Raw genomic sequence first — 26,675 nt, forward strand, 5'->3', positions numbered from 1 at the left:
ATGCGCACCGCCCTGACCGCCGTCGCCGCCGCAGCCCTGCTGGCGGGTCCCGCCTTCGCTCAGAACGCGGCGCCGCGTGAGTCCACCGCCTTCACCCTGATGACGGATCAGCCGCGCACGCCGGAACAGGAGGCCGTGCGCATCGACCTCGTCGACCTCGCGATCAAGGTCATGCCGGACGACAAGGCCATCGACGCCACGGCGGCCCTGACCATGACCGCCACAGCTCCGGTCGCGCGTCTGGTGGTCGAGCTGGACACCGTGTTCGACGTCTCCGCCGTCACGGTCGATGGACAGGCCGTGACCGGCTGGTCCAATCCCGAAGGCCGGATGACCGTACCCCTGTCCCGGCCATTGGCCGCGGGCGAGTCTGCCACCCTGCGCATCGCCTATTCCGGCCATCCCCGCATCGCCCCGCGTGCGCCCTGGAACGGCGGCTTCGTCTGGTCCACCGCGCCGGGCGGCGAACCCTGGATCGCCACGGCCGTCCAGGGCGAAGGCTGCGACCTGTTCTGGCCCTGTATCGACAGCCCGCTCGCCGAGCCCGGCCGTGTCGACCTGCACATCACCGTCCCGACCGGCCTGTCCGCCCCCTCCAACGGCCGCTTCCTGGGAACCCGGGACCACGGCGACGGCTGGACCACCTGGGACTGGTCTGCGGCCCAGCCCAACACCTACGCCATCGCCCTGAACATCGGCCCGTATGTCGAACTGAAGACCGACTATCGCAGCCGCTTCGGCAACACCTTCCCGATGTCGTTCTGGCATCTGAACGCCGACGACCCGGCGCGCGCCGCCGCCCTGTTCGCCGAGTTCCCGCTGCAGATGGACTTCTACGAGTCCACGGTCGGCCCCTTCCCGTTCGCCGACGAAAAGATGGGCGTGGTGGAGACGCCGCATCTGGGTATGGAGCACCAGACGATCAACGCCTATGGCAACCGCTACCGGCTCGACGGCAAGGGCTACGACTGGCTGCTCCAGCACGAACTGGCCCACGAGTGGTTCGGCAACCAGATGACCAACTCCAACGCCGACGACATGTGGCTGCACGAGGGTCTGGGGTCCTACATGCAGCCCCTCTACGGCGGCTGGCTGCACGGCGACCGCTACATGCAGACCGAACTGGCGGACCAGCAGCAGGGCCTGATCAACCGGTTCCCGGTCGTCTCGGGCGAGCTGAAGACCGAGGCCGAGGTGTATGACGGTGAGATCGGGCCGGGCAACGACATCTATTCCAAGGGCTCGCTGATCGCACACTCGCTGCGGATGCTCATTGGCGACGAGGCATTCTTCCGCGCCGTCACCACCCTGGTCTACGGCCGCCCCGATCCGCGCCCGGGCAACTTCCAGCCCGTCTATCGCTCAACGCCCGACTTCCTGCGCATCGTCAACGCGGTCACCGGCAAGGACTACGGCTGGTTCTTCCGCGGCTACCTCTACCAGGCGGCGCTGCCGGTGCTGAACGAGACCCGCGAGGGCGAGACCCTGACCCTGTCATGGACGACCGGCGACGGCGGCGACTTCCCCATGCCGATGGAGGTGTCGGTCGACGGCAGGATCCAGACGGTCGCCATGACCGGCGGCCGAGGCTCGGTCCGGGTCCCGGCCGGGGCTCATGTCGTCATTGATCCGCAGAACAAGGTCCTGCGCCGCCTCGACTTCGTCGAGACCTATCAGGCCCGCAGAAGGTCCGATCGCGCCTCGACGGAATAGTCCCCGGCCGCCTCGGCGGTGATCGACTGGCGCACCATCTCGCAGGTCCCCTGGGTCGACAGAAAGGCGATGTCGGCCGCGTCGCGTCCACAGGCGATCCGCACCAGGCCCTTGATCGGCGCCAGTCCGGTCGGGTCGACCAGCCACCAGCCGTTCGACAGCCAGATCTCGAAGATGGCGTGGAAGTCCGGCGGAGTCAGCTGATGCGCATAGGCGCTGACGGCGCGCGCCGGAATGCCCGAGGCCCGGCACAGGGTGATGCCCATGTGGGTGAAGTCGCGGCAGACGCCCGCCCGGTCGATAAAGGTCCGGGCCGCCGTCGTCTCGGAATCCGAGACGCCCCGCTCATAGTCGATGTTCTCAGTGATCCAGTTGAGGATTGCCAGTACCCGCTCGCCGCCGGTCGTCTCGCCGAACTGCCGCTCCACGAAGCGACCGAACTGGTCCGAGGGGCAATAGCGACTGGGCCAGAGATAGGTCAGGACCTCGGCCGGCAGGTCGTTCCAGTCGTGCTGTGTAACGCCCGGCGGAAGGCCCAGAAGCGAGCCGTTGTCGACGAGGGCCTCATAGGTCAGGGCGACCTCCCCGCTCAGGCGCGCACGCAGGGTCCGGGCGCCGAACTCTGTGTCCTCGTCCTCGTGCAGGTCCTGCGGCGGAGTGACCGTCAGCCGCTCTTCAAGGATGTCCTGACCCGGCCAGTGCGCGACCTGAATCTTGTAGATCGCGTCGGTCGGGGGATCGAAGCGATAGACGAGCTCGGCGCGGACGCGGATTTTCATGAACGACCTGAAGTGAGGGGCGAGCCGTCAACGCCGCGCACGGGCGGCCGTTCCGGATCAGGGCACGTCCTCTAGCAGGTCAGGCGGCGCAGGATAGTGGCGAGCGCTACGGTTCCAGTTCGATGTCCCAGTAGAGGTAGTCGAGCCAGCTCTGGTGCAGGTAGTGGGGCGGGAATCTCCGGCCTGCGTCCTGGAGCTGGAAGGCGTTCGGCCGGTGGGGCGCGCGCCGGATCGGCATGTGCGCCTGCTGCGGCGTCCGCCCGCCCTTTCGCAGGTTACAGGGCGAACAGGCGGCGACGATGTTCTCCCAGGTCGTACGCCCGCCCCGGCTGCGCGGGATGACATGGTCGAAGGTCAGTTCGGCCGTGTCGCCGCAGTACTGGCAGGTGAAGCCGTCGCGCAGGAAGACGTTGAACCGGGTGAATGCCGGGCTGCGGTTCTGGTCGACATAGCTCTTCAGCGCGATGACGCTGGGGATCTGCATCTCCATCGACGGGCTGCGCACGACCTTGTCGTACACGGACACCACGTCCACGCGATCCTGATAGACCGCCTTCACGGCCTCTTCCCACGGCCAGAGCGACAGCGGGTAGTAGGACAACGGGCGGAAGTCGGCGTTCAGCACCAGGGCTGGAAAGCCGGAAGGCGGCTTGTGAAGGACCTGCATCAGACCCTCCCGCTCACGCCGGAAATCGAGGAAATCGGACTGAAGACGTCTCTCCTTCTCTCTAGTGCGCTGAGCCTATCCGTGATTCGTGCGCACGGCCATGACGGCCTTGCAGCGGTTTCATGACGCGCGCTTTCTGATCAGGCCGCCGGGGAAGGCCGGGAGGCTCCAGCCGAAGGCCAGGGCCCCGGCCCTCAGGCCGAAACCGATCGGAGCCGCGATCAGCGCCGCCGGCCAATGGTCCAGCCCCAACTCCCGGGCCAAGACATAGAGGGTCGCGGCCAGCAGGGCCGCCGAGATGGTGATCTCCCGCCGCAGCAGGATCGACGGCTGGCCGGCCAGAATGTCGCGCACGATGCCGCCGAAACAGGCCGTCAGCGCCCCCATGACGATGCAGATCAGGGGCGGGACGCCGAAGGCCTCGGCCTTGGCCGCGCCGAGCACGCCGTAGGCCCCGAGTCCGATCGCATCGAGCCACAGCAGCGCCCTGAACCGCCAGGCCCCCGCTCCGACCAGCCAGACCGCCACGGCCGCGACAAGGCAGACGGCGATGTATCGCCAGTCCTGAACCCAGAAGACCGGGGCATCGATCAGCAGATCCCGGAGGGTCCCGCCGCCGACACCCGTGATTGCACCGAAAAAGGCGAAGGTGACGAGGTCATGCTTCTCCCGCGCCGCCGCCAGGGCTCCGGTCGCGGCGAACACCGCAACGCCCGCGAAGTCGAGCGCGCCCAGCACCGTCTCCGGATGGGCCAGCGCCGGGCTCAGGATGTTGGGATCGACGAGGGCGTTCACGGACTTCTTTGGTTCCCTGCCGTCTCGCGCGCGGCGCTCGTCTGCTTGAGAGGGTGGTCTAGCACGATCTGCCCCTTCTTCACCCCGCCGTACCAGGCCCAGAGCAGATGGGACGCCAGGCCCCGGTGCGGCCGCCACATCTCCGCACGCGCGTAGGCGGCCTTCGTATCGGGCCGATGCTCAAGCCGGTCGGCCCATTTGATCGCCTCCTGCAGGGCGATGTCCCCGCCGGGAAAGACGTCCAGCCGTCCGTCGCAGATCAGCAGATAGGCCTCCGCCGTCCACAGCCCCACGCCCTTCAGCGACACCAGGGCCGCGATCGCCGCCTCGTCGTCCAGCGTCGACAGGTGGTCGAGGTCCACCGTCCCGTCCAGCTGGGCACGCGCAATACCCTGGCCGTAGCTCGCCTTCTGGCGCGACAGGCCCATTCCCTTGAGACTTTCCAGATCGTGAGCCAGCAGGGTCTCCGGCGTGATCTCACCCAGTCCGGCCTGCAGGCGGGCCCAGACCGAGGCCGCCGAGGCGAGCGACACCTGCTGATCCACGATCATCCGGAACAGGCCGGGAAATCCCCGGTGACCGACCCGCCACTCAAACGGCGGCGTCTGGGCATGCGCCCGCGCCAGCGCCGGATCGAGGCGGACCAGATCCTCGCGCGCGACGGCCAGTTGTTCGGGTGTCAGCGGCATTCCGGTCCAGTCGACAAACGGCGGCCCGAACCCTAGCGTCCGGCCATGCACAGTCTGGACGATCTCCTGGCCCCGATCACCCCCGAGGTGTTCCACGCCGACTATGACGACCGGAAACCGCTGCATATTCCGGCCGCGCCGGGAGCGCCGAAACAGACCTTGCTGGATTGGGAACGCTTCAACGCCCTGCTGGACCAGACCTCGATCTGGACGGCCCACAGCCTGAAGGTCCTCTACAACGGCCAGCGCGTGCCCCCGCCCCGGTACTGTCACGACGCCGCGACCGGATCGGGCGTGGCGCACCGCCCCTCGCCCGCCAAGGTCAAGGTCCTGCTGGCCCAGGGCGCCAGCCTGGTGCTGGACGAGGTGCAGGACCTGGTCCCCTCGATCCGCGCCCTGACGCCGGCGCTCGGCCGCGCCTTCGCCGGTCAGGTCAGCGCCAACCTCTATTGCTCGTTCGGCGGGGTGCAGGCCTTCGGCACCCATTTCGACCTGCACCATGTCTTCGCCGTCCAGTGCGAGGGCGAGAAGGTCTGGACCCTCTATTCCAACCGCGCCGACGCCCCGACGACCTTCCCGATCGACTCCGAGGAAACCCGCGCTGCCCTGGCGGCGAGCCGGGGACCGGTCATGACCCAGGTCCGGATGCGCCCGGGCGACGTGCTCTACCTGCCGCGCGGCTGGTATCATGACGCGCTCGCGACCGAGGGCGCGTCCCTCCATGTCACGTTTTCGATCACCCCCGCCGACGGCCGGACCGTGTTCGAGGTCCTGAAACGGCTGACGGAGGATGACGCCACATTCCGTCACTTCCTGCGGCCCGCCGGCGGTCCGGTGCTGAAAGCCCAGCTCACCGATCTGGGACGCCGCCTGTCCGCCCTCGCCGCCAGCGACCTCTTCGTCGACGAGATCGCCATGGCCCAGGAACGGCTGGTCCCGCGCGAGCCTGGCTACGCCCTGCCGGACCGCCCGCCCCTGACCCTCTACGCACGCGGCCAGGGGCCAGCGCCCGCCGTCACGGGCCCCGCCGCGGCGGCGCTCGACTGGGCCCTGCAACAGCCCCGCCTGGCGCTGGAAGACATGATCGCCCAGTTCGACTTCGTGCCCGAGGCGGACCTCCGCGCCATGGTCGACGCAGCGATCGGAACCGGCGCCCTGATCCGGATCTGAGCTGACCCTTGCCGCCCTGAACTCAGGTCCAATCGACAAGCGAGGGTTGGAACCCTAGCGTCCGGGCGACAGTCCCCGGGCGAATCCGTAATGCGCGATCTCGAACAGCTTCTCAGCCCCTTCCCCCTCGGCGCCTTCTTCGAGGGCGCGCGCACGCGTCCCATCCACATTCCAGCGGGTGACGAACCGGGCAAGCGATCGATCCTCGACTGGGCGACCTTCAACGGCCTCTTGTCCCAAACCTCGATCTGGACGGCTGCGACCCTGCGCATGGTGCGAGACGGCGAGACCGTGCCCGCTGAACAGTATTGCGTTCTGGCCGACACCCAGGCCGGAAAGGTGATGCGGCCCTCCCCCGCCAAGGTCGAGGTCCAGTTGGCCGGCGGCGCCAGTCTGATCGCCAACGACGTACAGCGCTTGACTCCCGCGATCGCCGGATTGTGCGATGCCCTCAGCCAGACCTTTGCGGGCCTGGTCGCGGCAAATGCCTATTGTTCCTTCGGCGGCGTCCAGGCCTTCCGCACCCACTACGACCTGCACGACGTCTTCGCGATCCAGACGGAGGGCGAAAAGGTCTGGCGAATCTACGCCAATCGCGCCGATGATCCGGTCGAGCTCCCGCCTCATGCCGATCCGAGACCCTTCTTCGCTGCCACGCGCGGTCCCCTGATGCAGGAGGTCAGGATGCGGCCGGGGGATGTCCTGTATCTTCCGCGCGGCTGGTACCACGACGCCTTGGCCACTGAAGGCGCTTCGCTTCACCTGACCCTGTCGATCACGCCGCTCTACGGCCGGATACTGTTCTCGCTTCTGGAGCAGGCGGCGATGCAGGACCCCGCTTTCCGGGCCTGGTTGCCGCCCGCCGGCTCTGATGACGGCGCAGCCTTGTCCAGCCAGCTTGCACAATTGATGAAACGCCTGACCGATATCGCCCTGTCTCCCTTCTTCAGGGATGAAATCGCCATGGCCCAGGCGCGCCTGACTCCGCGCCCTGCGACATACGCCCTGCCTGAGCGGAAGACGCTGACCGCCTTCGGGCCGACGGGACTGATGGGACCTCGTTTCGAGGGCCCGGCAGCGGTGGCCATGGGTTGGGCTCTGTCCCAGCAGCAGTTCCTGCTTGAGGACATGATCGCCCAGTTCGACTTTGTCCCGGAGCAGGCCCTTCGGGAGGCCGTCGTCTTGGCAGAGGCGAGCGGCGCGATCAAACGTCTCTGAGCACATGATCTTCGTCACCCGCTTCGCGCCGTCGCCGACGGGGCTGCTCCATCGCGGCCACGCCTTCTCCGCCCTGACGGCCTGGACCGCGGCGAGGGAGGCAGGGGGGCGGTTCCTGCTGCGGATCGAGGACACGGATTTCACCCGCTGCCGCCCGGAATACGAGCGCGCAGTCCTCGACGACCTGACCTGGCTCGGCCTCGACTGGGAACGGCCGGTGCGGCGGCAGTCCGAACACCGTCCCGACTATGACGCCGCCCTCGATCGCCTGCGCGGCATGGGCGTCCTCTACCGCTGCTTCCGCACGCGCAAGGAGCTGATGGCCCTGGCCGGCATGGCCCCTCATGCCGGCGACCCGACCGACGCCCAGGCCTTCTCCGGCGCCCCCCTCTCCGGCGATGACGAGGCAGAAAGGCTGGCGTCCGGCCAGCCCTTCGCCTGGCGTCTGTCGCTCGCGGCGGCGCGCGACCGACTCGGCGGCTTCGGTGAACTGACCTGGGTCGAGGAGACGGCCTGTCCGGGTATCAGGACCGCACGGCCCGAGGCGCTCGGCGACATGGTGCTGGGGCGCAAGGACATCGGCGCCGGCTATGTTATCGCCTCCGTCGTCGACGACGCTCTCCAGGGCGTAACCCATGTCATCCGGGGTGAGGACCTGATCGAAACCGCCTCGGTCCAAAGGGTGCTGCAAGCGCTCCTGGACCTGCCCACGCCGGTCTATCGGCACCACCCGCTGCTGCTGGGGCCTGACGGCAAACGCTATGCCAAGCGTGACGGGGCGGTGACGCTGAAGGCCTTGCGCGAGGCCGGGATGTCCGCCGCGGCCCTCCGAGCGGAGCTGGGGTTGTAGCCTCCCTCTCCCGGAGGGAGAGGGCTTGAGCGCACGGCGGCAAAGCCGTCGTCCTTGCGCGAAAGGGTGAGGGGTTCAGTCGCCGATCGGCGAGGGCGCGCCCCTCACTCTTTCGGCTGAGACGCATCGCTATCGCTCTGCGAGCCTCAAGCCCTCTCCCTCTGGGAGAGGGGACAAGGTATGCGACACCATGCCTCCCTCCCCCTCCCGACTGATCCCCCTGCTCGTCGTGCTGGCCTCGGCCAGCATCCTCGGCCTCGCGCCGATCCTCGTCCGCCTGACCGAGACGGGTCCGGCGGCGGCCGGATTCTGGCGGCTGCTGTTCGCCCTGCCCCTGCTGTTCGTCCTCGTCGGACGGCCCGGCGGAGAAGGCTTCGGGCGGCCGTCGAAATGGATGCTGCTGGCGGGCCTGTTCTTCGCCTTCGACCTCAGCTTCTGGCACTACGGCATCGTCATGACTTCGGTCGCCAATGCGACGGTGCTGTGCAACCTGACGCCCGTCGTCGTCACCCTGGTCGGCTGGTTCTTCTTCAAGGAGCGGCCTGCGCGGCTCTTCATCCTCGCTCTGGCGCTCGCGATGGGCGGGGCTTTCGCCATGGCGGCGGGCGCTGCGCCGGGTCAGGGGACCAACCCGATCCTCGGCGACATCTTCTCCCTGTCCGTGGCCCTCTGGTACTCGGGCTATTTCCTGACCGTGAAACAGGCGCGGACCACGGCCGGCGCCCTGCGGGTCACCTTCTGGGCCACGGTCGCAGGCATTCCGGTGATGGCGGTGGCGGCCTTGTTGCTGGGAGAGGACATGATCCCCGCCACCACAGCCGGCTGGGCCGCCTGCATCGGCATGGGCGTCATGCATGTGGCCGGTCAGGGCGGTGTCGCCTGGGCCCTGGGCCGGCTGCCCGCCTCGATCACCGCCGTGACCATCCTGATTCAGCCCATCGTGGCGGCCGCGCTCGGCTGGGTCATCTTCGGCGAGACCCTGGCCCCGGTGCAGGCCCTGGGCGGCGCCCTGGTGCTGGTCGCCATCGTCCTGGCCCAGTGGTCGACCCAGGCCAGAAGCAAAACGGGCGCGGCTCCCGAAGGAACCGCGCCCGCCTGAGTATCGCTTCAGCGACTCCGATCCGGATGGATCAGAGGAGCTTCAGGTCCACGGCCGAGGTCTTGCCGCGCTGGGATTCCAGCTCGTAGGACACCTTGGCGTTCTCATCGAGGCCCGTCAGGCCAGCCTTTTGCACGGCGGTGATGTGAACGAACACATCGGCACCGCCGCTTTCCGGCTGGATGAAGCCGAAGCCTTTCGTGGGGTTGAACCACTTGACCGTACCGGTCGCCATTGTTGCGTCTCCATAAACGCGCTTTTCCAGGCGGACGCCCTTTCAGAGGGGCCCGACAATCCATCTGGACAGCTCGTTCAGGCGAAGGAGCGAAACGCAGGTTTGGACCCCACGCGAAATCCGGATTGCACAGGCGTTTTCCCTCAGCAGCCAAGCCCGGTCAACTGGAAACGATTCGTGCGTCAGGCGAGCCCCTGACGGCGAAATTACGCGCAAAGCCCGCGAGGCGCGCCGTCAAGGTGCAGGTGATCCTTGTGCGCATCATTGTAGTCGGGCGTCAGAACCGTCGCGAAAACCCGGCAAGCCCCGTCCCGCATGCGTCGCAACAGTGCGGAACCCTCTGTTCCGTTGGGACCTTGTCCGTCCCAGTCGGCCTCGACAGACACCGTCCGGCCGTCCGCCAGGGTCACCGAGGCGACGTCCAGGGCATTGGCGCGCGCATGCTCGCTGGGCCGGTCCGACACCTCCGTGGAGCCGTAGATCCGACGACAGGCATAGGTCCCATAGGTGTTCACTGCGATCGCGCTGGAGCCGTAGATCGCCTCCGCCGCAGGTTGCAGAACCTGCCGGTCCCAGATGACGTAGCGGACCGCCAGCGGGCACTGCATGGTCAGGCCGCCGGGCGTCAGCGGCGTCACCGCCCCGCCCGTGATCGTCACCGCGCCCCGGACCTGGCAGAATCCGCCGTCATCCCGGTCTTCGGCGCGCCTGACCTCGACCCCGGCGTTCCTCAGGGTCCGGAGACAGGCGTCGGTCGCGCCCTCAACCTCTTCCGGCGGGGCTGAGAACGGGACCTGGAAGTCGGCGACCTTGGCCTCCGTCGCCTGACCCAGGGGCTGGTTCAGGTCCAGCGGCTTCCACGGCAGGTCCTGCGGCGGAGCGAAGGCGTTCATCAGCGCGAAGGCCGCGCATACGCCCAGCGCCAGCTCCCACATCAGGTTCCAGAAATCGGCGAAATCACGCTTCATGCCCCATCAACATGACGGGGCCGAAGTCGATCCACCAGAGCGCGTCGTCAGAGCGCCTGAATGAGACCCGGGATCAGGGCCTGGCAGGCCGATCGGCCCCGTTGCCCATCGTTGGCCACGCTCACGAAGGCCTTGCCGATGCCCGGGGCGACCCAGGTCGAGGCGTACCACATGGTGTTGGATCCATCGTGGGTCAGACACACGCCCTGCGCCCACGGCTGTCCCGGCGGGACGATCCAGCCGCCGGCATAGGGCGGCTGGCCCTGACCGATAGGCTGCATCAGCAATGACAGCGTTTCCGGTGTCAGCCATCCGGCTCCGTCGTTCAGGAACACCCGCAGGAAGCGTCCATAGTCCTGCAGGCTCATATGCACGGTGCCTGCGGGCCCCATCGGCGCCGGATTGTCCGTCACCGGGCCCGCCGGATCGATGGCCTGACCGCCGCTGTGCCCCCAGGGCTGGTCGGCCCCGGGCGCGCCGAAACCGCCGGTCGTGATGCCCAGAGGCCCGAACAGCTCCGCCCGCATCGCCTCCTCCCAGGACGTCCCGGTGATCCGTTCGATGACGGCGCCGATCAGGATGTAGTTGCTGTTGGCATAGGCGAAGCTCCCCGGCGTTCCGGCGGGCGGCGCCCCCAGCATGATCGCCGCCAGCGCCTGCCTCTGATCCGGCAGGGGACGGGGATCGGCCCGGGCGGTCATGAGCCATCCCTGCCCGAGGGCCGTGGCGTCCGTCAGGCCCGCGCGATGCCCCATGATCCGGGTCAGGGGCACGTCGCGCCAGGCCTCGGCCATGGCCACATCCGGCAACAGCGTCGACAGGGTGTCGGTCCACGAGGCCCGGCCCTGATCGACCAGTCGGCCGAACACAGCGGCCGTCATCGCCTTGGTGTTCGACCCGAGATGCCACAGGTCGTCTGCGGCGACAGCCGCGCCGCCCGCGTGCCTGATGCCGAGCGCGCCGGTCCAGATCGCGCCGTCCCGTCCCGCCACCATCCCGCCGAGCGCAGGGGAGCCGGCGCCGTCGAACGCGGCCTGAAGGGCGGCGTCGAACCCGGCCGCGTCGCGGGCGCTCGCCCTGGTCGCGCCGGTCAGCACCGCCGCCGTCGCGGTCGCCATCACCTGTCTGCGGGTCATTTTCATGCGCCGGAGACTAGTTTCGGTCTCTCGACGCGCCAGTGAATAAATCGCAACGTGGGAGCACACGGAGACGAGACTCATGGCCAGGACCAGGGACTACGACAAGACGCTGGAGGCGCTCCAGATCGAGTTGGTCGAAACCCAGCACTGGGCGATCGAACAGGGCCTGAAGGTGCTTGTGGTGTTCGAGGGTCGCGACACGGCCGGCAAGGACGGCGCCATCAAGCGGATCATCGAATACGCCTCGCCGCGCCAGACGCGCGTCGTCGCCCTGCCCAAACCGACCGAGCGCGAGACCGGCCAGTGGTATTTCCAGCGCTATGTCCCGCACCTGCCGTCGGCGGGCGAACTCGTCCTGCTGAACCGGTCCTGGTACAACCGCGGCGGCGTCGAGCCGGTCATGGGCTTCTGCACCCCGGAACAGCATGAGGCCTTCCTGGACGACGCACCGCGGTTCGAGCGGCTGCTGACCGGGTCAGGCATCATCCTGATCAAGCTCTGGCTCGACATCTCCAAGGACGAGCAGGCGAAGCGCCTCGCCGAGCGGATGGAAGACCCGCTGAAGAAGTTCAAGGTCTCGTCACTGGATGCCGAGGCCCAGATCCGCTGGGACGCCTATACCGCCGCCCGCGACCGGATGCTGGCCGAGACCCACCATCGCGACGCGCCCTGGACCATCGTCTCGACCGACGACAAGAAGGCCGCTCGTCTGAACATCATCCGTCACATCCTGCACCGCCTCGATCGACCGGGCGCAAAGATCGGGCACGTCGATAAGGACATCGTCTTCGACGCCTCCCACATCAAGGGCCGGCTGAACGCCTGACGACGGAGTCCCCCTTGCGCGCCGTTGAAGGTCAGGGGCGCCTTGAGGACCAGATCATGATCATCTCCCGCCGGTCGGCCGTGCTGGCCGTCGCCGCCTCTGTCGTCGCCACAGGCCCAGCCTTCGCCCAGGTCGGACGGGGGCGATGCCGACAACGCCGCCAGGGCCAGGCGAACGGCGCGTCCGACGTGCCGCATGTCCGCACCCCGGTCGGCCCGGACCCGCTGCAGTTCTACGATCTGTACGGCGGGGATGCCGACGGCCCGATCCTGGCCTTCATCCACGGCGGTGGCTGGTCGATGGGCGACGCGACCATGGTCCACGCCCTGCCCGACTACGCCCGACGCCACGACCTGACTCTGGCCTCGATCAGCTATCGCCTCGTCCCCGATGTCAGCCCGCGCGAACAGGCCCAGGACGTGGCCGCCTCGGTCGCCCATCTGCGCCGACATCATCCCGGACGACGGATCGTCCTGCTGGGCCATTCGGCGGGGGCGCATCTGGCCGCGCTCGTCGGTGTCGATGCAAACTATCTGGACGCCGTCGGTCTCGCGCCGGCCGATCTGGCAGGGGTCATCCTGCTGGACGGCGCAGGCTATGATGCGACGGGCGACCGGGGAGGCGGCGTCTCCGGCCGGGTACTGGACCGGCTCTATACGGACGCGTTCGGCGACCAGGCCGCCGCCCTGTCCCCGACCCTGCTGGTCCGGCCGGGCCAGGCCTATCCGCCCTTCCTGATCTTCCACATCGAAAGCCGCGCGGACTCACGTGGCCAGAGCCAGGGCATGGCGGAGGCCTTGCGCGCAGCCGGGGGCCGGGCCGAGGTCGTCGTCGCGCCCGCCGACAGCCACCGCGACATCAATGTCGAGTTCGGCATCGCGGGCGATGCGGAGGGCGAACGCGCGGCCCGCTTCATCGCCGGCGGTTGAGGCGAACGGCCTTCGATGCTCAGTCTGGCGCGGACTGGTCCGGCGTCGGAGGCGTTGCGTCGGGCGCGGCGGCAGCCTCATTGGCCTGCCGCGTGGCGGAGGCCGCATCGGTGCTCGCGGCGGCCGGCTCTGACGACGGGGTCCGGGCCGGTGCGGCCTCCTCCGCCTTCTCATCGGCCGGCCCGGTGTCCTTGCCGGGGTCTTCCTTCTTGGCGGCGGGCTCGGGTCGAGCCACGGGCGCGACCTCATCCTCCACGATCGGCACGGCCTCGATGAAGTCGAGCTCGGCGACCGGCGCCCCGGGTTCGCCCGCGGTCGGTGACTGCTGTCCGCACGCGGCCACAAGGCCTGCAAGGACGATCGAGATGGCGATGCGTTGCATGATGGAGCCCACGAAGGCGGAGACGTGCCGCCGGTCACCGGAATCCTCCGCCATTCTCCGAAGCCGATCAAGCCGCTCTGACAGATCGAAGTGCGACGCCTATATTCGCCCCGATGACTGTGGAGACCCCCGCCCCTGATTCGACGCCTCTCGTCGCCGCCGATCTGATCCGCGACGAGGCCCGCCGCGCGCCCGACAAGCCGGGCGTCTATCGCATGTACGGCGAGGACGGGACCTGCCTCTATGTCGGCAAGGCCAGGTCGATCAAGAAGCGCATCCTGCAGTATGCGCAGGGCCGGTTCCACACCCAGCGCATCGGCCTGATGGTCTCCCTGACCCGCTCTATGGAGCTGGTGGTCACGGCGTCCGAGACCGAGGCGCTGCTGCTGGAATCCAACTTCATCAAGAAGCTGAAGCCCCGCTTCAACGTCGTCCTGCGCGACGACAAGTCCTTCGCCGAGCTGATGATCCGCAAGGACCACCGCGCGCCCCAGGTGCGCAAGCATCGCGGGGCCCATACGACGCCCGGCGACTATTTCGGCCCGTTCGCCTCGACCTGGGCTGTGAACCGCACGCTCAATACCCTGCAGAAGGCCTTCCTGCTGCGGTCCTGCTCGGACAGCGTCTATGAGACCCGCACCCGCCCCTGCATGCTGCACCAGATCAAGCGCTGCTCGGCGCCCTGCACCGGCCTGATTTCGCTCGAGGACTACGGCGACCTGGTCGAGGAGGCGTCGCTCTTCCTGCGCGGCAAGTCGCGCGCCGTGATCGGTCGCCTGTCAGAGGAGATGACCACGGCGGCCGAGGCCATGGACTTCGAACAGGCCGCCCGCGTCCGCGACCGCATCCGGGCCCTGTCCGCCATCACGATGGAGAACTCCGTCAGCGCCGACAGCGTGGCCGAGGCCGACGTCTTCGCCCTGTTCTCCGAGGGCGGCCAGGCCTGCGTCCAGGTCTTCTTCTATCGCGGCGGCCAGAACTGGGGCGGCCGCGCCTATTTCCCGCGCGTCGACAAGTCGGACACCGACGCCGAGATCCTGTCCGCCTTCCTCGGCCAGTTCTACGAGGACAAGCCGGTCGCGCGTCTGATCCTGTCGAACATCGTCCCGTTCGAGAAGGAGCTGCTGGAAGAGGCCTTCTCGATGAAGGCGAAGGAGGCGGATGGCCGCCGCGTCGTCTCGATCGAACGACCGATGCGCGGCGACAAGAAGTCGCTCGTCGACCACGCCCACACCAACGCCCGCGAGGCGCTCGGGCGCAAGATGGCGGAAGGGTCGGCCCAGGGCAAAATCCTCGCCGAGGTCTGCGAAGCCTTCGGTCTGGACGGGACGCCCGAGCGGATCGAGGTCTACGACAACGCCCACATCCAGGGCACCAACGCCGTCGGCGGCATGATCGTCGCGGGCCCCGAGGGCTTCCAGAAGTCCCAGTACCGCAAGTTCAACATCCGCGGCACGGACCTGACCCCGGGCGACGACTACGGAATGATGCGCGAGGTCATGCGCCGCCGCTTCAGCCGTCTGGTCAAGGACGAGGAGGAAGGGGCCGAGGAGGTGGTTCGCCCAGATCTGCTCCTGATCGACGGCGGCGCCGGTCAGCTGGCCGAGGTCCAGGCCGTGCTTGCCGACCTGGGTCTGGATGACATCCTCGCCGTCGGGGTGGCCAAGGGGCCGGATCGCGACGCGGGCAAGGAGCATTTCTTCATCCCGGGCAAGCCGCCCTTCATGCTGCCGCTGAAGAGCCCCGCCCTCTACTACATCCAGCGGCTGCGCGACGAGGCCCACCGCTTCGCCAACGGGGCCCACCGCACCCGCCGCTCGATGGACATCAAGAAGAACCCGCTCGACGAGATCGACGGCGTCGGGCCCGGCCGCAAGAAGGCCCTGCTGCACGCTTTCGGCTCTGCCAAGGGTGTCAGTCGGGCGGCGGTTGTCGATCTGGTCAAGGTCGACGGGATCAACCAACCGCTGGCGGAGCGTATTTACGGCTTCTTCCATCCCGAGACGCGAGGGTAGGCTGGCACCGACCATGGGTCGGGACGGAGGGATCGGTGAGTGAGTTTGCGCAGGGCACCGTCCATCAGGCTGGGGCCGATCTTCAGTCCGCCCTGGAATCCGACCCCGGGGTCCTCGCGCTCTGGCAGGGCCTGACGCCGCTGGGCCGCAACGAGTTCATCTGCTGGGTCGAGGACGCCAGACAACCCGCGACCCGACAGCGCCGCATCGCGCGTACCACCGAAGAACTGCTGGAGGGCAAGAAGCGCCCCTGCTGCTGGGCCGGCTGTATCCACCGCACCGACAAGGCCCCCGGCCGCTGGCAACAGGCCGTGCTCATCGAAAAGGAAGGTCGCCGACCGTAGCGATCCTCTCCCCCTCACGCCTTTCGTCCGCTGTCATCGTCTCAGGCGATGGGGTCCGTGCTCCAGGGATCTCAACACTTCCTGGGCCAGCAAGGCGGCCGGTCCTCCAGCGCCACGGGCCGAGACGAGGGCGATCTCACTGTCCTCCAGTCTCGGGAGAACATCGAGGACCGCAAGGTCACGCGGGGCCATCGCCGCAGGAAGAACGCCGGCGCCGAGCCCGGCCCTGAGCGCCGCCATCTGACCTGCGAGGCTGGGAGATGTGAAGGACGGGCGAAATGCGATCCCGGCCGCCTGCAACGCCTCCAGCGCCCGCTTTCGATAGATGTCGGGCGCCGGCGCAATGATCAGGGGCAAGGGCGATAGATCGGCGATAGACGCATCGAGGCCGACCCAGACCAGGGGCTCGCCCCAGACCCGGAAACCCAGATCGGCGCCTCCCGCCTCGCGTTTGACAAGCGCAAGGTCGAGCATTCCCCGCGACATCTGGTCGAGCAGGTTGGCGGTGTAGTCACAGGTGACCGACAGGCGAATTCGTGGGTGGCTGCGCGCGAACGTGCCGAGAATGCCCGGCAGGTGCATGGTCGCGATGTCCTCCGGAGCGCCAAACCGGACCTCGCCCTCGGGCTCCCCTTCACCCAGGGTCGCCATGATCTCGTCGTTCAGCCTCAACAGCTGCCGGGCCTGGGGCAGCAGCCCTGCGCCTTCGGTCGTAAGGCCGACAGCGCGCCCTCCCCGATCGACCAGGGACGTCTGAAGTTGATCCTCCAGCCGCCTCATTTGCAGGCTCACGGCGGGCTGGGTCAGGCCGCGCTGCTCGGCGGCGCGCGTGAAGCTGCGGGTCTCGACCACCGCAACGAAAGTCCGCAGCAGGTCGAGGTCAAGATTGATGGGTTGGCTCACCATCCCATGAGTATTCCTTATGACAGATATCACGTCAATAAACTGGAAACCGGTTCAGCCTCGGGCCAATGCAGCGCACCCCAACGCCGGAGCCTCCCTTTGCCCGATTTTTCCGCCGGCCTCGGCCTGCTGACCTCACCCGCTGTACTGTTCTTTTTTGTGGGCGCGGGCGCGGCCTTCGCTCGCTCGGACCTGTCGATCCCCGAGCAGGTGGCCAAGGCGCTTTCACTCTATCTGATGCTGTGCATCGGCTTCAAAGGCGGGGTTGAAGCCCGGGCGGCTGGTCTGGACGGTGATTTTCTGTCTGCCGGCGCACTCGGCCTGGTCCTCAGCGCCTTGATGCCGCTGCTGGCCTTTGGGCTGTTGAAATGGACGCGCCTGGACAGGCCGACAGTGTGCGCACTGGCCGCCACCTATGGATCGGTCTCGGTCGTCACCTTCGCGGCGGGCCAACAACACCTCGCGTCGCTGGGTCTGGCGCCCGGCGGTTATATGGCGGCCGTCCTCGCCTTGATGGAGACGCCTGCGATTCTGACCGGCCTGATCCTCATGAACGGGGCCGGCAGCGATCAGCGGACGGATCGGGGAACGGTGCTGAAAGAGGTCCTGGTCGGCGCCGCCACCGTGATCCTGCTGGGCAGTTTCCTGGTCGGCGCCATATCCGGCGAGGCCGGCATGCAGAAGCTTGACCTGTTCGTGAACCCGCTCTTCCAGGGCGCGCTCTGCTTCTTCCTCCTCGATCTGGGCCTGAACGCTGCGCGCAGCCTGATGGCGGGGGGGCGCAAACTGAACGTCCCGGTCGTGGCGTTCGCCCTGGGCTTTCCCGTCATCTCCGCTGCCCTGGCTCTGGGGCTCGCACGCCTCGCCGGCCTCGAGGTCGGCGATGCCGCACTGCTGGCCATTCTTGCGGGGTCGGCCTCCTACATCGCTGTGCCTGCCGCAATGCGGGTCGCCGCCCCCAAGGCCGATCCGGGCATATTCGTAACCGCGTCTCTCGCCTTGACGTTCCCGTTCAACCTGACCTTCGGCATCGCCCTCTACACCGCGGCTGCGACCTGGCTGTGGACCTGAACCAACCCCTCATGACAAGGAGTCCCGCGTGAACGCCTTCACCGTGATGGCCGCCCTGCTCGTCTCGCCGCAACCGGGCGCGTCCGACACGGCCTGCCCTGCCATCTCCCCCGCCGGGGTCGAGGCCCAGTTCGAGCGCTTCAACGCCGCCTGGGCGACGCAAGACCCGGATGTCGTGACCGCGCTGTTCACCGAAGAGCCGGTTCTGCTGCCGACCTTGTCCAACGTGCCGCGTACGACCCGCGAGAGTATCAGGGATTACTTCGTCGGCTTCCTCCGGAACCGTCCCGTCGGCCGGATCGACACCAGCTCGGTGGAAATCGACTGCAGGACGGCTTCACGCGTCGGCACCTGGACGGTCACCCTGACCGACCCGGCGTCCGGAGCGGCTCGCGACGTGGCTGCCCGCTATTCATTCATCTATCGCTTCGAACAGGGCGACTGGAAGATCGACCACCTGCATTCGTCCGTCATGCCCGGACAATGAGTCCGCGTAAACCGCGTGCCGCCTGAATGCCGGGACCGGCTGAGGGGAGCCCAAGAGACATTCCCTCCGTCACCCTTTCGCGGCCTCTTACCCTGTGAAAGCGGTCTGCCTATAGGGGGGCATGAGTGACGAATCCCGCGACCTCCTTCTCTCCGGCTACCACCGCTTCCGGGAGGGCCACTGGGCAAGAGCGAGGGCGCAGTATGAGGCGCTCGCCGCCTCCGGACAGACCCCGCACACCCTGATCGTCGCCTGTTCCGACAGCCGCGCCGATCCGGCCCTGATCTTCGACGCCGCGCCCGGTCAGCTGTTCGTCGTCCGGAACGTCGGCAATCTGGTTCCCCCCTATGAGCCGGACGGCCAGTTGCACGGCGTCTCGGCGTCCCTGGAATTCGGGGTCAAGGTGCTGAACGTCAGCCGCATCGTCGTCATGGGCCACGCCCACTGCGGCGGCGTCGCGGCCATGCGGAACGGCGCGCCCGATACGGCGCAGGACTTCGTCGCTCCCTGGATCGCCCAGGGCACGCCCGTGGTTCGCCGCGTGGCGGAAGCCTGCGGCCCCGACGAGCGCGAACAGGCCACCGAGGAGGCCGTCGTTCGCCTTTCGCTCGACAATCTGCGCACCTTCCCCTGGATCGCCGAGCGCGAAGCGGCGGGAACCCTTGAGCTGACCGGGCTGCATTTCGGCATCGCCGAGGGCATGCTCAGAAAGCTGACCGGCGCCGAGCGGTTTGAACCGCTAAGCTAGGCGCGCGTTCGCAGAAGATCGCCTATGCTGGCCCAATCTGCCGGCCCGCCAGGCTCGCCAACGGAATCACACATGTCGCCGACGCATCACGTCAACCCGATCCCCAACATCCTGACCGGCCTGCGGCTCGTGGCCGGGGTAGTGATGTTCCTGATCCTGGCGGGCGCGACCGGCGGGGTGCCGATCCTGTCGGCCTATCTGAGCCCCGAGGACCAGTTCGGCCTCTATCGCGCGGCCTTCTACATCTTCGTCGTCGCCGCCTCGACCGACTGGGTCGACGGCTATCTGGCGCGGCGCTGGCATGCAGAGACGCGTTGGGGCGCCATCTTGGACCCCATCGCCGACAAGGTCCTGGTGACGGGCGCCATCCTCGGCGTCCTGACCTCCGGCTCGGTGCCCCAGATCGCCATTCCCTGCGGCCTGATCCTGTTCCGCGAGTTCGCCGTCTCCGCACTGCGTGAAACGATTGCCGGACGCGTCACGCTCGAAGTCACCCTGCTGGCCAAGTGGAAGACCACAGTCCAGCTGGTGGCCCTGGGCGCCCAGCTGTTCGCGCGCAACTGGGACGGCTTCGGGCTCGATTTTGAATGGCTGCCCTGGTTCCAGCTGCTCGCCGACAGCCTGATCTGGTTCGCCGCCATCGCCACGGTCTGGACCGGCTGGCAGTATTTCGACACCGCCCGCCGCTCGCTGGCCAGGCCGGAAGCGACCCCCTCAGCGGCGCCGGTCAGGCGGGCCGCCACGCCGGAAGACGGGCCGACGATCCATGCGGACCCTGCGCCGGAAGGGGAGGATCACTCGCTCGACCTGCCTTCGCCCGACGACCGTCGGGACTGACGGGGCCTCAGCGGACCCCCAGTTCCTCGACCAGCCGGCCCATGTCGTAGACATCGCGCAGGGCCACGGTCACCGCGCCCGTCGTGACGATCACGCTGCGGTTGGTATTGCGGTCGTAGCCATAGGCGTTGCGCTGGGTCAGGACGGTGGAGTCGAAGTTCGCTCCCAGCATTTCGCCCGCCGCATTGACCACGGGCGAACCGGACGAGCCGCCGATCGTGTCCGACGACAGGGTCATGTTCAGCACCGTATCGGGGTCGATCCGGTCGCGTGCGGCCAGAAGCTTCGGCGCCACGTCGAACGGGGCCGCGCCGGTCGCCCGGTCCCACAGGCCGGCGAAGGTCGTGAACGGACCCCAGCGCTGGCCCGGCACATCCGAACCCTCGATCAGGCCGTAGGTCAGCCTCAGCGTCCCCGTCGCATCCGGATAGACGCTGTCGCCATAGGCGGCGAACCGTGCTGCGGCCAGACGTTCGGCGGCCTGATCGGTCGGGGCCTGGACCCGCGTCTCCCAGTCGGTGCGGATGGCGCGGGTCTCGTCCTGGATCGACAGCAGGTACCGGATCATCGGATCGTCGGAGGCCTCGATGGCCGCCAGCCCGCCTTCCCACAAGGCGCGCCGCACGGCTGGATCAGCCAGCTTCGTGCCCTCGACCAGACGCGCCGACAGCACTTCCGGGGACTCGCGGCCCAGCAGACCGCGTACCGCCGCATTGTCGACGGTCAGCCATTCGCGGGTCTTCGACAGCCACCATTCCATCCGCACCTGCTCGAGCGCCGGATAGGTCGGACGCTCGGCGAACAGACCGGACTGCAGCGCCGACAGGCGCGCATCGCCGAACTCCGGCAGACGCTCGGCCGAGGGTTTGGCCCGCTCCTGCGCGCCCCGCACCAGGGCCCGGGCCCACAGGAACAGCTGCGATCCGCCCGCGACCGGCGTCGTGCCGATCCCCGTCCCACCTTCGAGCAGGGCGTAGGCGGGATAGAGTTCGCGCGCGATCGGCTGGACGGTCGACAGCGCCCCCCATGGGTCGGCGGCGCGCTGGGTCAGGGCGGCGTCGGCCGCGACCCGACTGCGGAAATCGACCTCGGCCGCGGCACGCGTGCCCATGAAGGCCGGATCGGTCAGGGCCCGCATCCGGCCGAGCCCGCGCTTGTAGGTGTTCTCCAGCCCGACGATCGGGTCCATGGCGATGAAGGCGTTTTCTTCGGACTCCTCGGAGAACCGGATCAGCCGCCCGCGCAGCTCCGAGGCGATCAGCTGGTCCAGCGGCAGGACCACGTCGCGCACGGTGAACAGCTGGTCCTGGGTCAGCAGGCGCTGGGTCGCGCCCGGGCTGCCGGTCACGAACACCGGCGTCCCCTCCACCGGCCGGTCGGAATTCCAGACGAAATGGGTCGGGGTCTCAGCCGGGACGCCGTTCTCGTAGAGCCGGATGAAGGCCGCATCGATGGCGAAGCGCGGGAAGGAGAAGTTGTCCAGATCCCCGCCGAAGGTCGCGGCCCGGTCCTCCGGCGCGAAGGCCAGCCGGACGTCGGTGTATTTCTTGTAGGTGTAGAGCTTGAACTGGCCGCCCCGGTACAGGGTCACCACCTGGCAGCGCTTGTCGGCTGCGTCGCCGCAGGCCTCGGTCTCGATCCGCCCGATCTCGGCGTCGCGCGCGCGGTTGAAGGCCTGTCCGGTCAGCCCCTCCGCCGCCGCCTTCACCCGGTCGGTGACGTCGGAGATGTCGGTCAGGACCTCGGCCGTGCCGCCCGGGCATTTCAGCTCGTCCTCGCGGGTGCGCGGGGTGAATCCGGTCTCGGCATAGTTCACGGCCTGGGTCGACAGATTGGCCACGCAGGTCGCGACGCAGTGGTTGTTGGTCATGACCAGACCGGCGTCCGACACGATGCCGGCCGAACAGCCGCCGAACTTCACCGAGCTCAGCCGCACCCGATCCAGCCAAGCCTGGTCGATCGAGGTCCCCAGCGTCGCATTGGCCCGCGCAATGGGGAAGTTGTCGAACGTCCACATGCCCTCTTCGGCGGAGGCCGGGGCGGCAGCGAAGGCGAGCGCCGCCATCGAAACGGCGGCGGTGAACGAACGATGGATCATGACGTCTTCCCTGGGCGCGCCGGCGACCCGGCGATCTTGCGTGTAGCTAGGCCCTGCTCCGGCGACGCGGCAAGCGTGGCCATAACAAGGCGTTTCCCCTTACCCCGATTTAACTTGGAGCGAACCCGTCCACGCGTCAGATAACGCTGCAAGTCAGGGGTGTTTCAAAGACGATGTCGCTCGCGCTCTCAACGCTGCTCTTCGAGTGGCGCCGATATATGGCCGCCGTGATGGCCCTCGCCCTGTCCGGCCTGCTGGTTCTCGCCATGACCGGTGTCTTCATCGGCATCGGCAAGGGCTTCACCGCGACCATCGAGCGCTCCAGCGCCGATATCATCGTCATGCAGCCGGGGGCCAAGTCCCTGATCGGCGGCCCGTCGGGCGTGCCGCGTCGCTTCATTCCCCAGGTCTACAACAACCCCGAGGTCGTCGAGGTCCAGCCGCTGGACGGCGCCGGCGGCAGCTTCCAGTCGGTCAAGAATATCGATCCGACGATGTCCCAGGCCGAACGCGCCAAGATGGACGCCCCGCGCCAGGAGTTCGTCCAGGCCTCGATCATCGACACCACGCCGGGCGCGGTGACGATCCCGACCGACTATTCCCAGGAACTGGTCGACGCCCTGCGTCAGCCCTACACCGTCGCCATCGACGAGACCGCCACGGCCAAGCTGGGCGTGAAGCTCGGCGACCGCGCCCTCTATAACGGCCAGACCGTCACCGTCGTCGGCATCACCCGCGGCTATCCCAACATGATGCAGTCGACCGTCATCATGTCGCGCGACACCCTGCGCATGGTGGGCCAGGCCGACACCGGCCCACGCGTCGGCCCCCTGATGGTCAAACTCAAGGATCCGACCCAGGCGATCCGCGTCGCCGCCGAGCTCAACGCCTCCGGCAACGGCCAGTGGAAGGCCTGGACGCGTCAGGAACTGGCCGACGCCAATGCCGGCGCCATGTTCGAGGAAGGCATCCTCGTCATCATCATCGGCGGCTGCGTGGTGCTGGGCACCATCATCGGGGTCGCCATCACCTGGCAGACCCTGCGCGGCGCGATCATGGCCAACATCAAGGAGTTCGCCTCGCTTCGCGCCCTTGGCGTCGGCATGGGCTCGCTGAACCGCATCGTCATGGAGCTCAGCTTCTGGGTCGGCTGCGTCGGGGTCCTGGCCGCGATTCTGCTGACGATGGGTATTCAGGCCTTCGCCCTGGCCAATGCCGTCATCATCGCCCTGCCGCCGATCCTGCTGATCGTCGTCGGCGGCGGCCTGATCGTCATCGCCATGCTGTCGGGCCTTCTTTCGCTCGGCATCCTCAAGAACAGCCAACCGGCGGATCTGCTGCGATGACCGACTTCACCCAGCACACCAAGGTTCACGGCAAACATGGCGATTTCGCCATCGAGGCCAAGGGACTGGTCAAGCGGTTCAAGTCCGGCAAGGCCTTCGTCGAGGTCCTCAAGAAGGTCGACTTCGATGCCCGCCACGGCGACCTGACCATGGTCATGGGCCCTTCCGGCTCCGGCAAGTCGACCCTCATCGCCGCCCTGTCGGGACTGCTGCGGCCCGAGGAAGGCCGTGTCGACGCGCTCGACGTCGATGACCTGTGGAAGCTGTCGCTCGGCAAGATCGACAAGTTCCGCCTCGACCACTGCGGCTTCATCTTCCAGGGCTTCAACCTGTTCCCCGCCCTGACCGCCCTGCAGCAGGTCGAGGTGGTGCTCAAGTTCCAGGGCCTGACGCCCGGCCAGGCGAAGAAGCGCGCCACCCTGGCGCTGGAAGAGGTGGGTCTTGGCCCGCGCCTGCACCAGCGTCCCGCCGCCCTGTCCGGCGGCGAGAAGCAGCGCGTCGCCATCGCCCGCGCCCTGGCCAAGGACCCCAAGATCCTGTTCGCCGACGAACCGACCTCCGCCCTCGACGGCGAGAACGGCCAGATCGTCATCCGCCTGCTGCGCCGCGCCGCGGACGAATACGGAGCCGCGGTCATCTGCGTCACCCACGACCCCCGGCTCGAGGAATGGGCCGACCGGGTCATCAAGATCGAGGACGGCATCATCATCTCCGATGAACGCCGCACGCCCAATCCGAACGCCACCCTGGCGTCCCATCACTAAGACTTCGTCCCGAGGACCTCTCTCATGCCCGCCTTCCTGAAGAACAAATGGCTCTGGATCGGCATCGTGCTGATCATCGCGATCGTGGTGGGCTTCACCATGATGCAGGGCGCCGACAAGGCCAAGAAGGCGGAAGCCGAGAAGGCCGACGCCGAGAAGGTCGAAAGCCCCTATGCGGCCATCGCCAACGGCAAGATCGATATCGAGGGCGGAATCATTCAGATCGCGGCCCGCCGCGGCGGCATCGTCCGTGAAGTCCTGGTCCAGGAAGGCGACACCGTGGTCGCCGGTCAGATCCTGGCGCGTCAGGAGGACGATGAAGCCCGCCTCGCGCTCCAGACGTCCGACGCCGATCTGGCCTCGGCCCAGAGCCAGCTCAATCTGATCCAGGTCGATATCCGCACCGCCCAGCGTGAATACGAACGTCTGGAACGTCTGGTCTCGACCAACTTCGTCGCCGCCCAGCGTCTCGACCAGGCCCGCGACCAGATCGCCCAGGCCCAGGCGCGTCTGGGCTCGCAACAGGCTGCGGTCCAGACCGCCCGGGCCCGCCGCGACCAGGCCGCCTACAATGTCGAACTGACCGTCATCCGGTCGCCCGCCGACGGCCGGATCGTGCGCCGCTACGCCAATCCGGGCGCCGGCGCCTCGACCCTGAACGTGTCCAACATGTTCGACCTCGAGCCGAACGCCCCCCGTATCGCCCGCGCCGAGATCGTCGAAAGCGACATCCCCAACGTCACCACCGGCCAGGCCGTCGAGATCACCCCGGAAGGTGATCCGTCCAAGGTCTATGTCGGAACGGTCCTGCGCCGCGCCGCCGTCTTCGGCGCCCGCAAACTGGCCTCGGACGACCCGTCGCAACGCTCCGACGAGCGTGTGGTCGAGGTGGTCGTGACCGCCGGCGACGCCCCCCTGCTGATCGGTCAGCGCGTGCTGGTCAAGTTCATGAAGCCCGGCCAGGCCGCCGGCGCCGCCCGGACGCCCAGCGTGGGCGTGCCCGCCAGCCGCTCGATGCAGACGCCGGAAGCACGGGCGGCGAGCTAGGCCTTCCGTCTCCTCCCTGTTCGCCGCTTGGCGAATGGGGAGGTGGATGCGAGCCCTTGCGAGCAGACGGAGGGGGCGACACGATTTGGACGACGAGGGAGTCCAGCCTTCAACGCTGCCTCGCCCCCTCCGTCACGGCCCTGAAGAAGGGCCGCGCCACCTCCCCATCGCTCCGCGACAGGGAGGAGACCAAAGACAAAAGCCCCGGCCATCGGCCGGGGCTTTTTCGTATTCAGTCTTTCTTCCCGTGCCGGAAGGGCACGAAATTGGACGGGTGGCTGACCACCCTGTCGTTGGCGCGAGGGCCTCGCGTATTCACCAGCATCCCGCCCCAAAGGGCGAAGGACATCATGGCGTGCTGGAGGTTCTTCTCCTTGTCGTTCATTCTTGGCGTCTCCTTTCGCTGAACGATGAAAAGAGACGCGTCGTGCTCCCAGGGGTTTTCACCCTCTCAGTCGTTTCGCGTCGAGTTCCATATCGTCCCATACGCGTCGAAATGCAAGTTTTTTAGTCCGATATCGGATCAGTTTTCGCAATCATGTCTTCAAATATTGCACCGCCGCCACGCTCGATCGCCACGCCCTGTGTCCAGGTCTGTATCGTCGACGGCCCCTCGGGCCTTTGTCTGGGCTGCTACCGCACCCTTCAGGAGATCGGTGGCTGGTCCCGGTTGACCGATCAGCAACGCGCGGAAATCATGGCGGAACTTCCGGCCCGGGAGGCGAAGATCGACCCCGCCAAACTCGGCCTCTGAGCCTTAACCCTTCGTCAGCCACGTCGCTTCACCGCATCCCAACGCGACGCAGGCACAGTATGGCCAGCCGCAGAAGCGGTCCGTCGCGAAGGTGTTGCGCGTTGCGTTTTGATATCCAGTCCATGATCGTCATGGCCATCGCGACCGTCTCCTCCCTGAGCGTCGCCTGGTGGCTGACGCACCAGGAGCCTCGTGCCGCCCAGGCGGCGGAGGTGCCCGCCGTCATGGTCGTCCCGACCGAGGCCCCCGTCGCCGTCCGCGCCGCCCCCGGCCAACCCGCACAGATCGCCCGCGCCGCCGACGGTCACTACTGGGCCGAGGCCGACATCGACGGGCGCGCCATCCGGGTCCTCGTCGACACCGGGGCCTCCGTCGTGGCCCTGACCCGGCAGGATGCGCTGCGCCTCGGACTGCGCCTGACCCCCGCCGACTTCACCCAGACGATCGAAACCGCCTCGGGACCGGCGAAGGCCGCTGCGGTCGAGCTGGATCACGTCGCCGTCGCCGGCGCCCGGGTCGACAAGGTCCGCGCCCTCGTCGTCGAGGAAGGCCTGCCCCACTCCCTGCTCGGCATGAGCTACCTCGGCCGCCTCTCCTCCTTCGAGGCCCGCCCGACCGGACTGACCCTGCGCCCCTGAAGCCCCGGCCCTCCCCCATCCACGGCGGTCGGAAAGGTCCGCTAGGGGTGGTGGGCTCAACTGATCGCTGCAACACACTCGGCGAAGGTCTCCGCTGGTGTCCGATAGAGCAAGGTCTTTCTGGGTCGTTCGTTGAGCTGCCGGGCGATGGAGCTGAGCTGGGC

Annotated in this window: 28 protein-coding genes and 3 pseudogenes; 18 read left to right on the forward strand and 13 right to left on the reverse strand. The window is 67.9% G+C overall.

Annotation, left to right across the window (positions count from 1 at the left end; translation table 11 throughout):
• The gene (locus tag Q0044_RS11575) at nucleotides 1-1,713 is read left to right on the forward strand and encodes a M1 family metallopeptidase (protein ID WP_298162366.1); all 1,713 of its coding nucleotides are present in this window, start codon (nucleotides 1-3) and stop codon (nucleotides 1,711-1,713) included.
• On the opposite strand, the gene Q0044_RS11580 is transcribed toward Q0044_RS11575, so the two are convergent.
• The 4 genes from Q0044_RS11580 to Q0044_RS11595 form a co-directional block, all read right to left on the reverse strand.
• A complete protein-coding gene (locus tag Q0044_RS11580) occupies nucleotides 1,674-2,492 on the reverse strand; it encodes a transglutaminase-like domain-containing protein (RefSeq protein ID WP_298162367.1) in 819 nt (272 codons plus the stop codon). The two genes, Q0044_RS11575 and Q0044_RS11580, sit on opposite strands and share 40 nt — an antisense overlap.
• A gap of 106 nt (nucleotides 2,493-2,598) precedes the next feature.
• On the reverse strand, nucleotides 2,599-3,159 hold the full coding sequence (locus Q0044_RS11585) for an HNH endonuclease (protein ID WP_298162368.1): 561 nt from the start codon (nucleotides 3,157-3,159) through the stop codon (nucleotides 2,599-2,601).
• Between the two features lie 120 nt (nucleotides 3,160-3,279).
• The gene (locus Q0044_RS11590) at nucleotides 3,280-3,954 is read right to left on the reverse strand and encodes a TRIC cation channel family protein (RefSeq protein WP_524536171.1); all 675 of its coding nucleotides are present in this window, start codon (nucleotides 3,952-3,954) and stop codon (nucleotides 3,280-3,282) included.
• Nucleotides 3,951-4,643 carry a DNA-3-methyladenine glycosylase family protein gene (locus Q0044_RS11595; RefSeq protein ID WP_298162369.1) on the reverse strand — a complete coding sequence of 231 codons (693 nt, stop codon included), beginning with the start codon at nucleotides 4,641-4,643 and terminating at the stop codon, nucleotides 3,951-3,953. Before Q0044_RS11595 ends, Q0044_RS11590 begins: the two co-directional genes overlap by 4 nt.
• A gap of 45 nt (nucleotides 4,644-4,688) precedes the next feature.
• Here Q0044_RS11595 and Q0044_RS11600 point away from each other — a divergent pair, with 45 nt between their 5' ends.
• From Q0044_RS11600 to Q0044_RS11615, 4 genes are all read left to right on the forward strand, one after another.
• Nucleotides 4,689-5,813 carry a JmjC domain-containing protein gene (locus Q0044_RS11600; RefSeq protein ID WP_298162370.1) on the forward strand — a complete coding sequence of 375 codons (1,125 nt, stop codon included), beginning with the start codon at nucleotides 4,689-4,691 and terminating at the stop codon, nucleotides 5,811-5,813.
• Nucleotides 5,814-5,903: 90 nt separating this feature from the next.
• Nucleotides 5,904-7,031: a JmjC domain-containing protein gene (locus Q0044_RS11605; protein WP_298162372.1), complete on the forward strand. Its 1,128-nt coding sequence runs from the start codon at nucleotides 5,904-5,906 to the stop codon at nucleotides 7,029-7,031.
• 4 nt (nucleotides 7,032-7,035) lie between these two features.
• On the forward strand, nucleotides 7,036-7,881 hold the full coding sequence (gene gluQRS, locus Q0044_RS11610) for a tRNA glutamyl-Q(34) synthetase GluQRS (RefSeq protein ID WP_298162373.1): 846 nt from the start codon (nucleotides 7,036-7,038) through the stop codon (nucleotides 7,879-7,881).
• 190 nt (nucleotides 7,882-8,071) lie between these two features.
• The gene (locus Q0044_RS11615; protein ID WP_298162374.1) at nucleotides 8,072-8,980 is read left to right on the forward strand and encodes a DMT family transporter; all 909 of its coding nucleotides are present in this window, start codon (nucleotides 8,072-8,074) and stop codon (nucleotides 8,978-8,980) included.
• Between the two features lie 31 nt (nucleotides 8,981-9,011).
• On the opposite strand, the gene Q0044_RS11620 is transcribed toward Q0044_RS11615, so the two are convergent.
• The 3 genes from Q0044_RS11620 to Q0044_RS11630 form a co-directional block, all read right to left on the reverse strand.
• Nucleotides 9,012-9,215 carry a cold-shock protein gene (locus Q0044_RS11620; protein ID WP_077356590.1) on the reverse strand — a complete coding sequence of 68 codons (204 nt, stop codon included), beginning with the start codon at nucleotides 9,213-9,215 and terminating at the stop codon, nucleotides 9,012-9,014.
• Nucleotides 9,216-9,421: 206 nt separating this feature from the next.
• Nucleotides 9,422-10,183 (reverse strand): extensin-like domain-containing protein, encoded by a 762-nt coding sequence (locus Q0044_RS11625; protein WP_298162379.1) that lies wholly within the window; start codon nucleotides 10,181-10,183, stop codon nucleotides 9,422-9,424.
• 47 nt (nucleotides 10,184-10,230) lie between these two features.
• Complete coding sequence (locus Q0044_RS11630) at nucleotides 10,231-11,319, reverse strand: serine hydrolase domain-containing protein (protein ID WP_298162380.1); 1,089 nt, start codon at nucleotides 11,317-11,319, stop codon at nucleotides 10,231-10,233.
• A gap of 82 nt (nucleotides 11,320-11,401) precedes the next feature.
• Between Q0044_RS11630 and ppk2 the strand changes: the two genes are divergently transcribed.
• Together ppk2 and Q0044_RS11640 are read left to right on the forward strand one after the other, a co-directional pair.
• A complete protein-coding gene (gene ppk2, locus Q0044_RS11635; protein ID WP_298162381.1) occupies nucleotides 11,402-12,148 on the forward strand; it encodes a polyphosphate kinase 2 in 747 nt (248 codons plus the stop codon).
• A 56-nt stretch (nucleotides 12,149-12,204) separates the two neighbouring features.
• On the forward strand, nucleotides 12,205-13,077 hold the full coding sequence (locus Q0044_RS11640) for an alpha/beta hydrolase (protein WP_298162382.1): 873 nt from the start codon (nucleotides 12,205-12,207) through the stop codon (nucleotides 13,075-13,077).
• A 19-nt stretch (nucleotides 13,078-13,096) separates the two neighbouring features.
• Here Q0044_RS11640 and Q0044_RS11645 read toward each other — a convergent pair whose 3' ends face one another.
• Nucleotides 13,097-13,513 (reverse strand): hypothetical protein, encoded by a 417-nt coding sequence (locus Q0044_RS11645; protein ID WP_298162383.1) that lies wholly within the window; start codon nucleotides 13,511-13,513, stop codon nucleotides 13,097-13,099.
• A 59-nt stretch (nucleotides 13,514-13,572) separates the two neighbouring features.
• Here Q0044_RS11645 and uvrC point away from each other — a divergent pair, with 59 nt between their 5' ends.
• Together uvrC and Q0044_RS11655 are read left to right on the forward strand one after the other, a co-directional pair.
• Nucleotides 13,573-15,474 (forward strand): excinuclease ABC subunit UvrC, encoded by a 1,902-nt coding sequence (gene uvrC / locus Q0044_RS11650; RefSeq protein ID WP_298162384.1) that lies wholly within the window; start codon nucleotides 13,573-13,575, stop codon nucleotides 15,472-15,474.
• Between the two features lie 35 nt (nucleotides 15,475-15,509).
• The gene (locus Q0044_RS11655) at nucleotides 15,510-15,818 is read left to right on the forward strand and encodes a YdeI/OmpD-associated family protein (RefSeq protein WP_298162386.1); all 309 of its coding nucleotides are present in this window, start codon (nucleotides 15,510-15,512) and stop codon (nucleotides 15,816-15,818) included.
• Nucleotides 15,819-15,851: 33 nt separating this feature from the next.
• On the opposite strand, the gene Q0044_RS11660 is transcribed toward Q0044_RS11655, so the two are convergent.
• Together Q0044_RS11660 and Q0044_RS17005 are read right to left on the reverse strand one after the other, a co-directional pair.
• Nucleotides 15,852-16,598 (reverse strand): LysR substrate-binding domain-containing protein, encoded by a 747-nt coding sequence (locus Q0044_RS11660; protein WP_524536175.1) that lies wholly within the window; start codon nucleotides 16,596-16,598, stop codon nucleotides 15,852-15,854.
• A pseudogene (locus Q0044_RS17005) lies at nucleotides 16,581-16,724 on the reverse strand (LysR family transcriptional regulator); the annotation flags it as partial. The gene Q0044_RS11660 and the pseudogene Q0044_RS17005, both read right to left, overlap by 18 nt.
• A 3-nt stretch (nucleotides 16,725-16,727) precedes the next feature.
• On the opposite strand from Q0044_RS17005, the gene Q0044_RS11665 reads away from it, so the two are divergent.
• The 4 genes and pseudogenes from Q0044_RS11665 to pgsA form a co-directional block, all read left to right on the forward strand.
• Nucleotides 16,728-17,792 (forward strand): sodium-dependent bicarbonate transport family permease, encoded by a 1,065-nt coding sequence (locus tag Q0044_RS11665; protein ID WP_298162389.1) that lies wholly within the window; start codon nucleotides 16,728-16,730, stop codon nucleotides 17,790-17,792.
• Between the two features lie 28 nt (nucleotides 17,793-17,820).
• The gene (locus Q0044_RS11670) at nucleotides 17,821-18,279 is read left to right on the forward strand and encodes an SgcJ/EcaC family oxidoreductase (RefSeq protein WP_298162390.1); all 459 of its coding nucleotides are present in this window, start codon (nucleotides 17,821-17,823) and stop codon (nucleotides 18,277-18,279) included.
• Between the two features lie 121 nt (nucleotides 18,280-18,400).
• Nucleotides 18,401-19,027, forward strand: a complete 627-nt coding sequence (locus Q0044_RS11675) for a carbonic anhydrase (protein ID WP_298162392.1) — start codon at nucleotides 18,401-18,403, stop codon at nucleotides 19,025-19,027.
• Nucleotides 19,028-19,099: 72 nt separating this feature from the next.
• A pseudogene (gene pgsA, locus Q0044_RS11680) lies at nucleotides 19,100-19,720 on the forward strand (CDP-diacylglycerol--glycerol-3-phosphate 3-phosphatidyltransferase); the annotation flags it as partial.
• Nucleotides 19,721-19,871: 151 nt separating this feature from the next.
• Here pgsA and Q0044_RS11685 read toward each other — a convergent pair.
• A complete protein-coding gene (locus Q0044_RS11685) occupies nucleotides 19,872-21,962 on the reverse strand; it encodes a S46 family peptidase (protein ID WP_298162394.1) in 2,091 nt (696 codons plus the stop codon).
• Nucleotides 21,963-22,135: 173 nt separating this feature from the next.
• Here Q0044_RS11685 and Q0044_RS11690 point away from each other — a divergent pair, with 173 nt between their 5' ends.
• The 3 genes from Q0044_RS11690 to Q0044_RS11700 are packed head-to-tail and all read left to right on the forward strand — an operon-like array spanning nucleotide 22,136 to nucleotide 25,119.
• Nucleotides 22,136-23,308 (forward strand): ABC transporter permease, encoded by a 1,173-nt coding sequence (locus Q0044_RS11690; protein WP_298162397.1) that lies wholly within the window; start codon nucleotides 22,136-22,138, stop codon nucleotides 23,306-23,308.
• A complete protein-coding gene (locus Q0044_RS11695) occupies nucleotides 23,305-24,072 on the forward strand; it encodes an ABC transporter ATP-binding protein (RefSeq protein WP_298162399.1) in 768 nt (255 codons plus the stop codon). The genes Q0044_RS11690 and Q0044_RS11695 overlap by 4 nt, the downstream gene beginning before the upstream one ends.
• A gap of 24 nt (nucleotides 24,073-24,096) precedes the next feature.
• Nucleotides 24,097-25,119, forward strand: coding sequence for an HlyD family secretion protein (locus Q0044_RS11700; protein ID WP_298162401.1), 1,023 nt, complete (start codon nucleotides 24,097-24,099; stop codon nucleotides 25,117-25,119).
• 232 nt (nucleotides 25,120-25,351) lie between these two features.
• Here the strand turns inward: Q0044_RS11700 and Q0044_RS11705 are convergent, their stop codons facing one another.
• A complete protein-coding gene (locus tag Q0044_RS11705; RefSeq protein WP_298162402.1) occupies nucleotides 25,352-25,504 on the reverse strand; it encodes a hypothetical protein in 153 nt (50 codons plus the stop codon).
• Nucleotides 25,505-25,657: 153 nt separating this feature from the next.
• On the opposite strand from Q0044_RS11705, the gene Q0044_RS11710 reads away from it, so the two are divergent.
• Entirely contained in the window at nucleotides 25,658-25,873 is a 216-nt protein-coding gene (locus Q0044_RS11710; RefSeq protein WP_298162403.1) for a DUF1289 domain-containing protein, read from the forward strand.
• 101 nt (nucleotides 25,874-25,974) lie between these two features.
• Nucleotides 25,975-26,511, forward strand: coding sequence for a TIGR02281 family clan AA aspartic protease (locus Q0044_RS11715; protein ID WP_298162405.1), 537 nt, complete (start codon nucleotides 25,975-25,977; stop codon nucleotides 26,509-26,511).
• Between the two features lie 56 nt (nucleotides 26,512-26,567).
• Here Q0044_RS11715 and Q0044_RS11720 read toward each other — a convergent pair.
• Nucleotides 26,568-26,675, reverse strand: a pseudogene (locus tag Q0044_RS11720) (IS30 family transposase); the annotation flags it as partial.

It is taken from the genome of Brevundimonas sp. (assembly GCF_027484365.1).
Taxonomy (GTDB): domain Bacteria; phylum Pseudomonadota; class Alphaproteobacteria; order Caulobacterales; family Caulobacteraceae; genus Brevundimonas.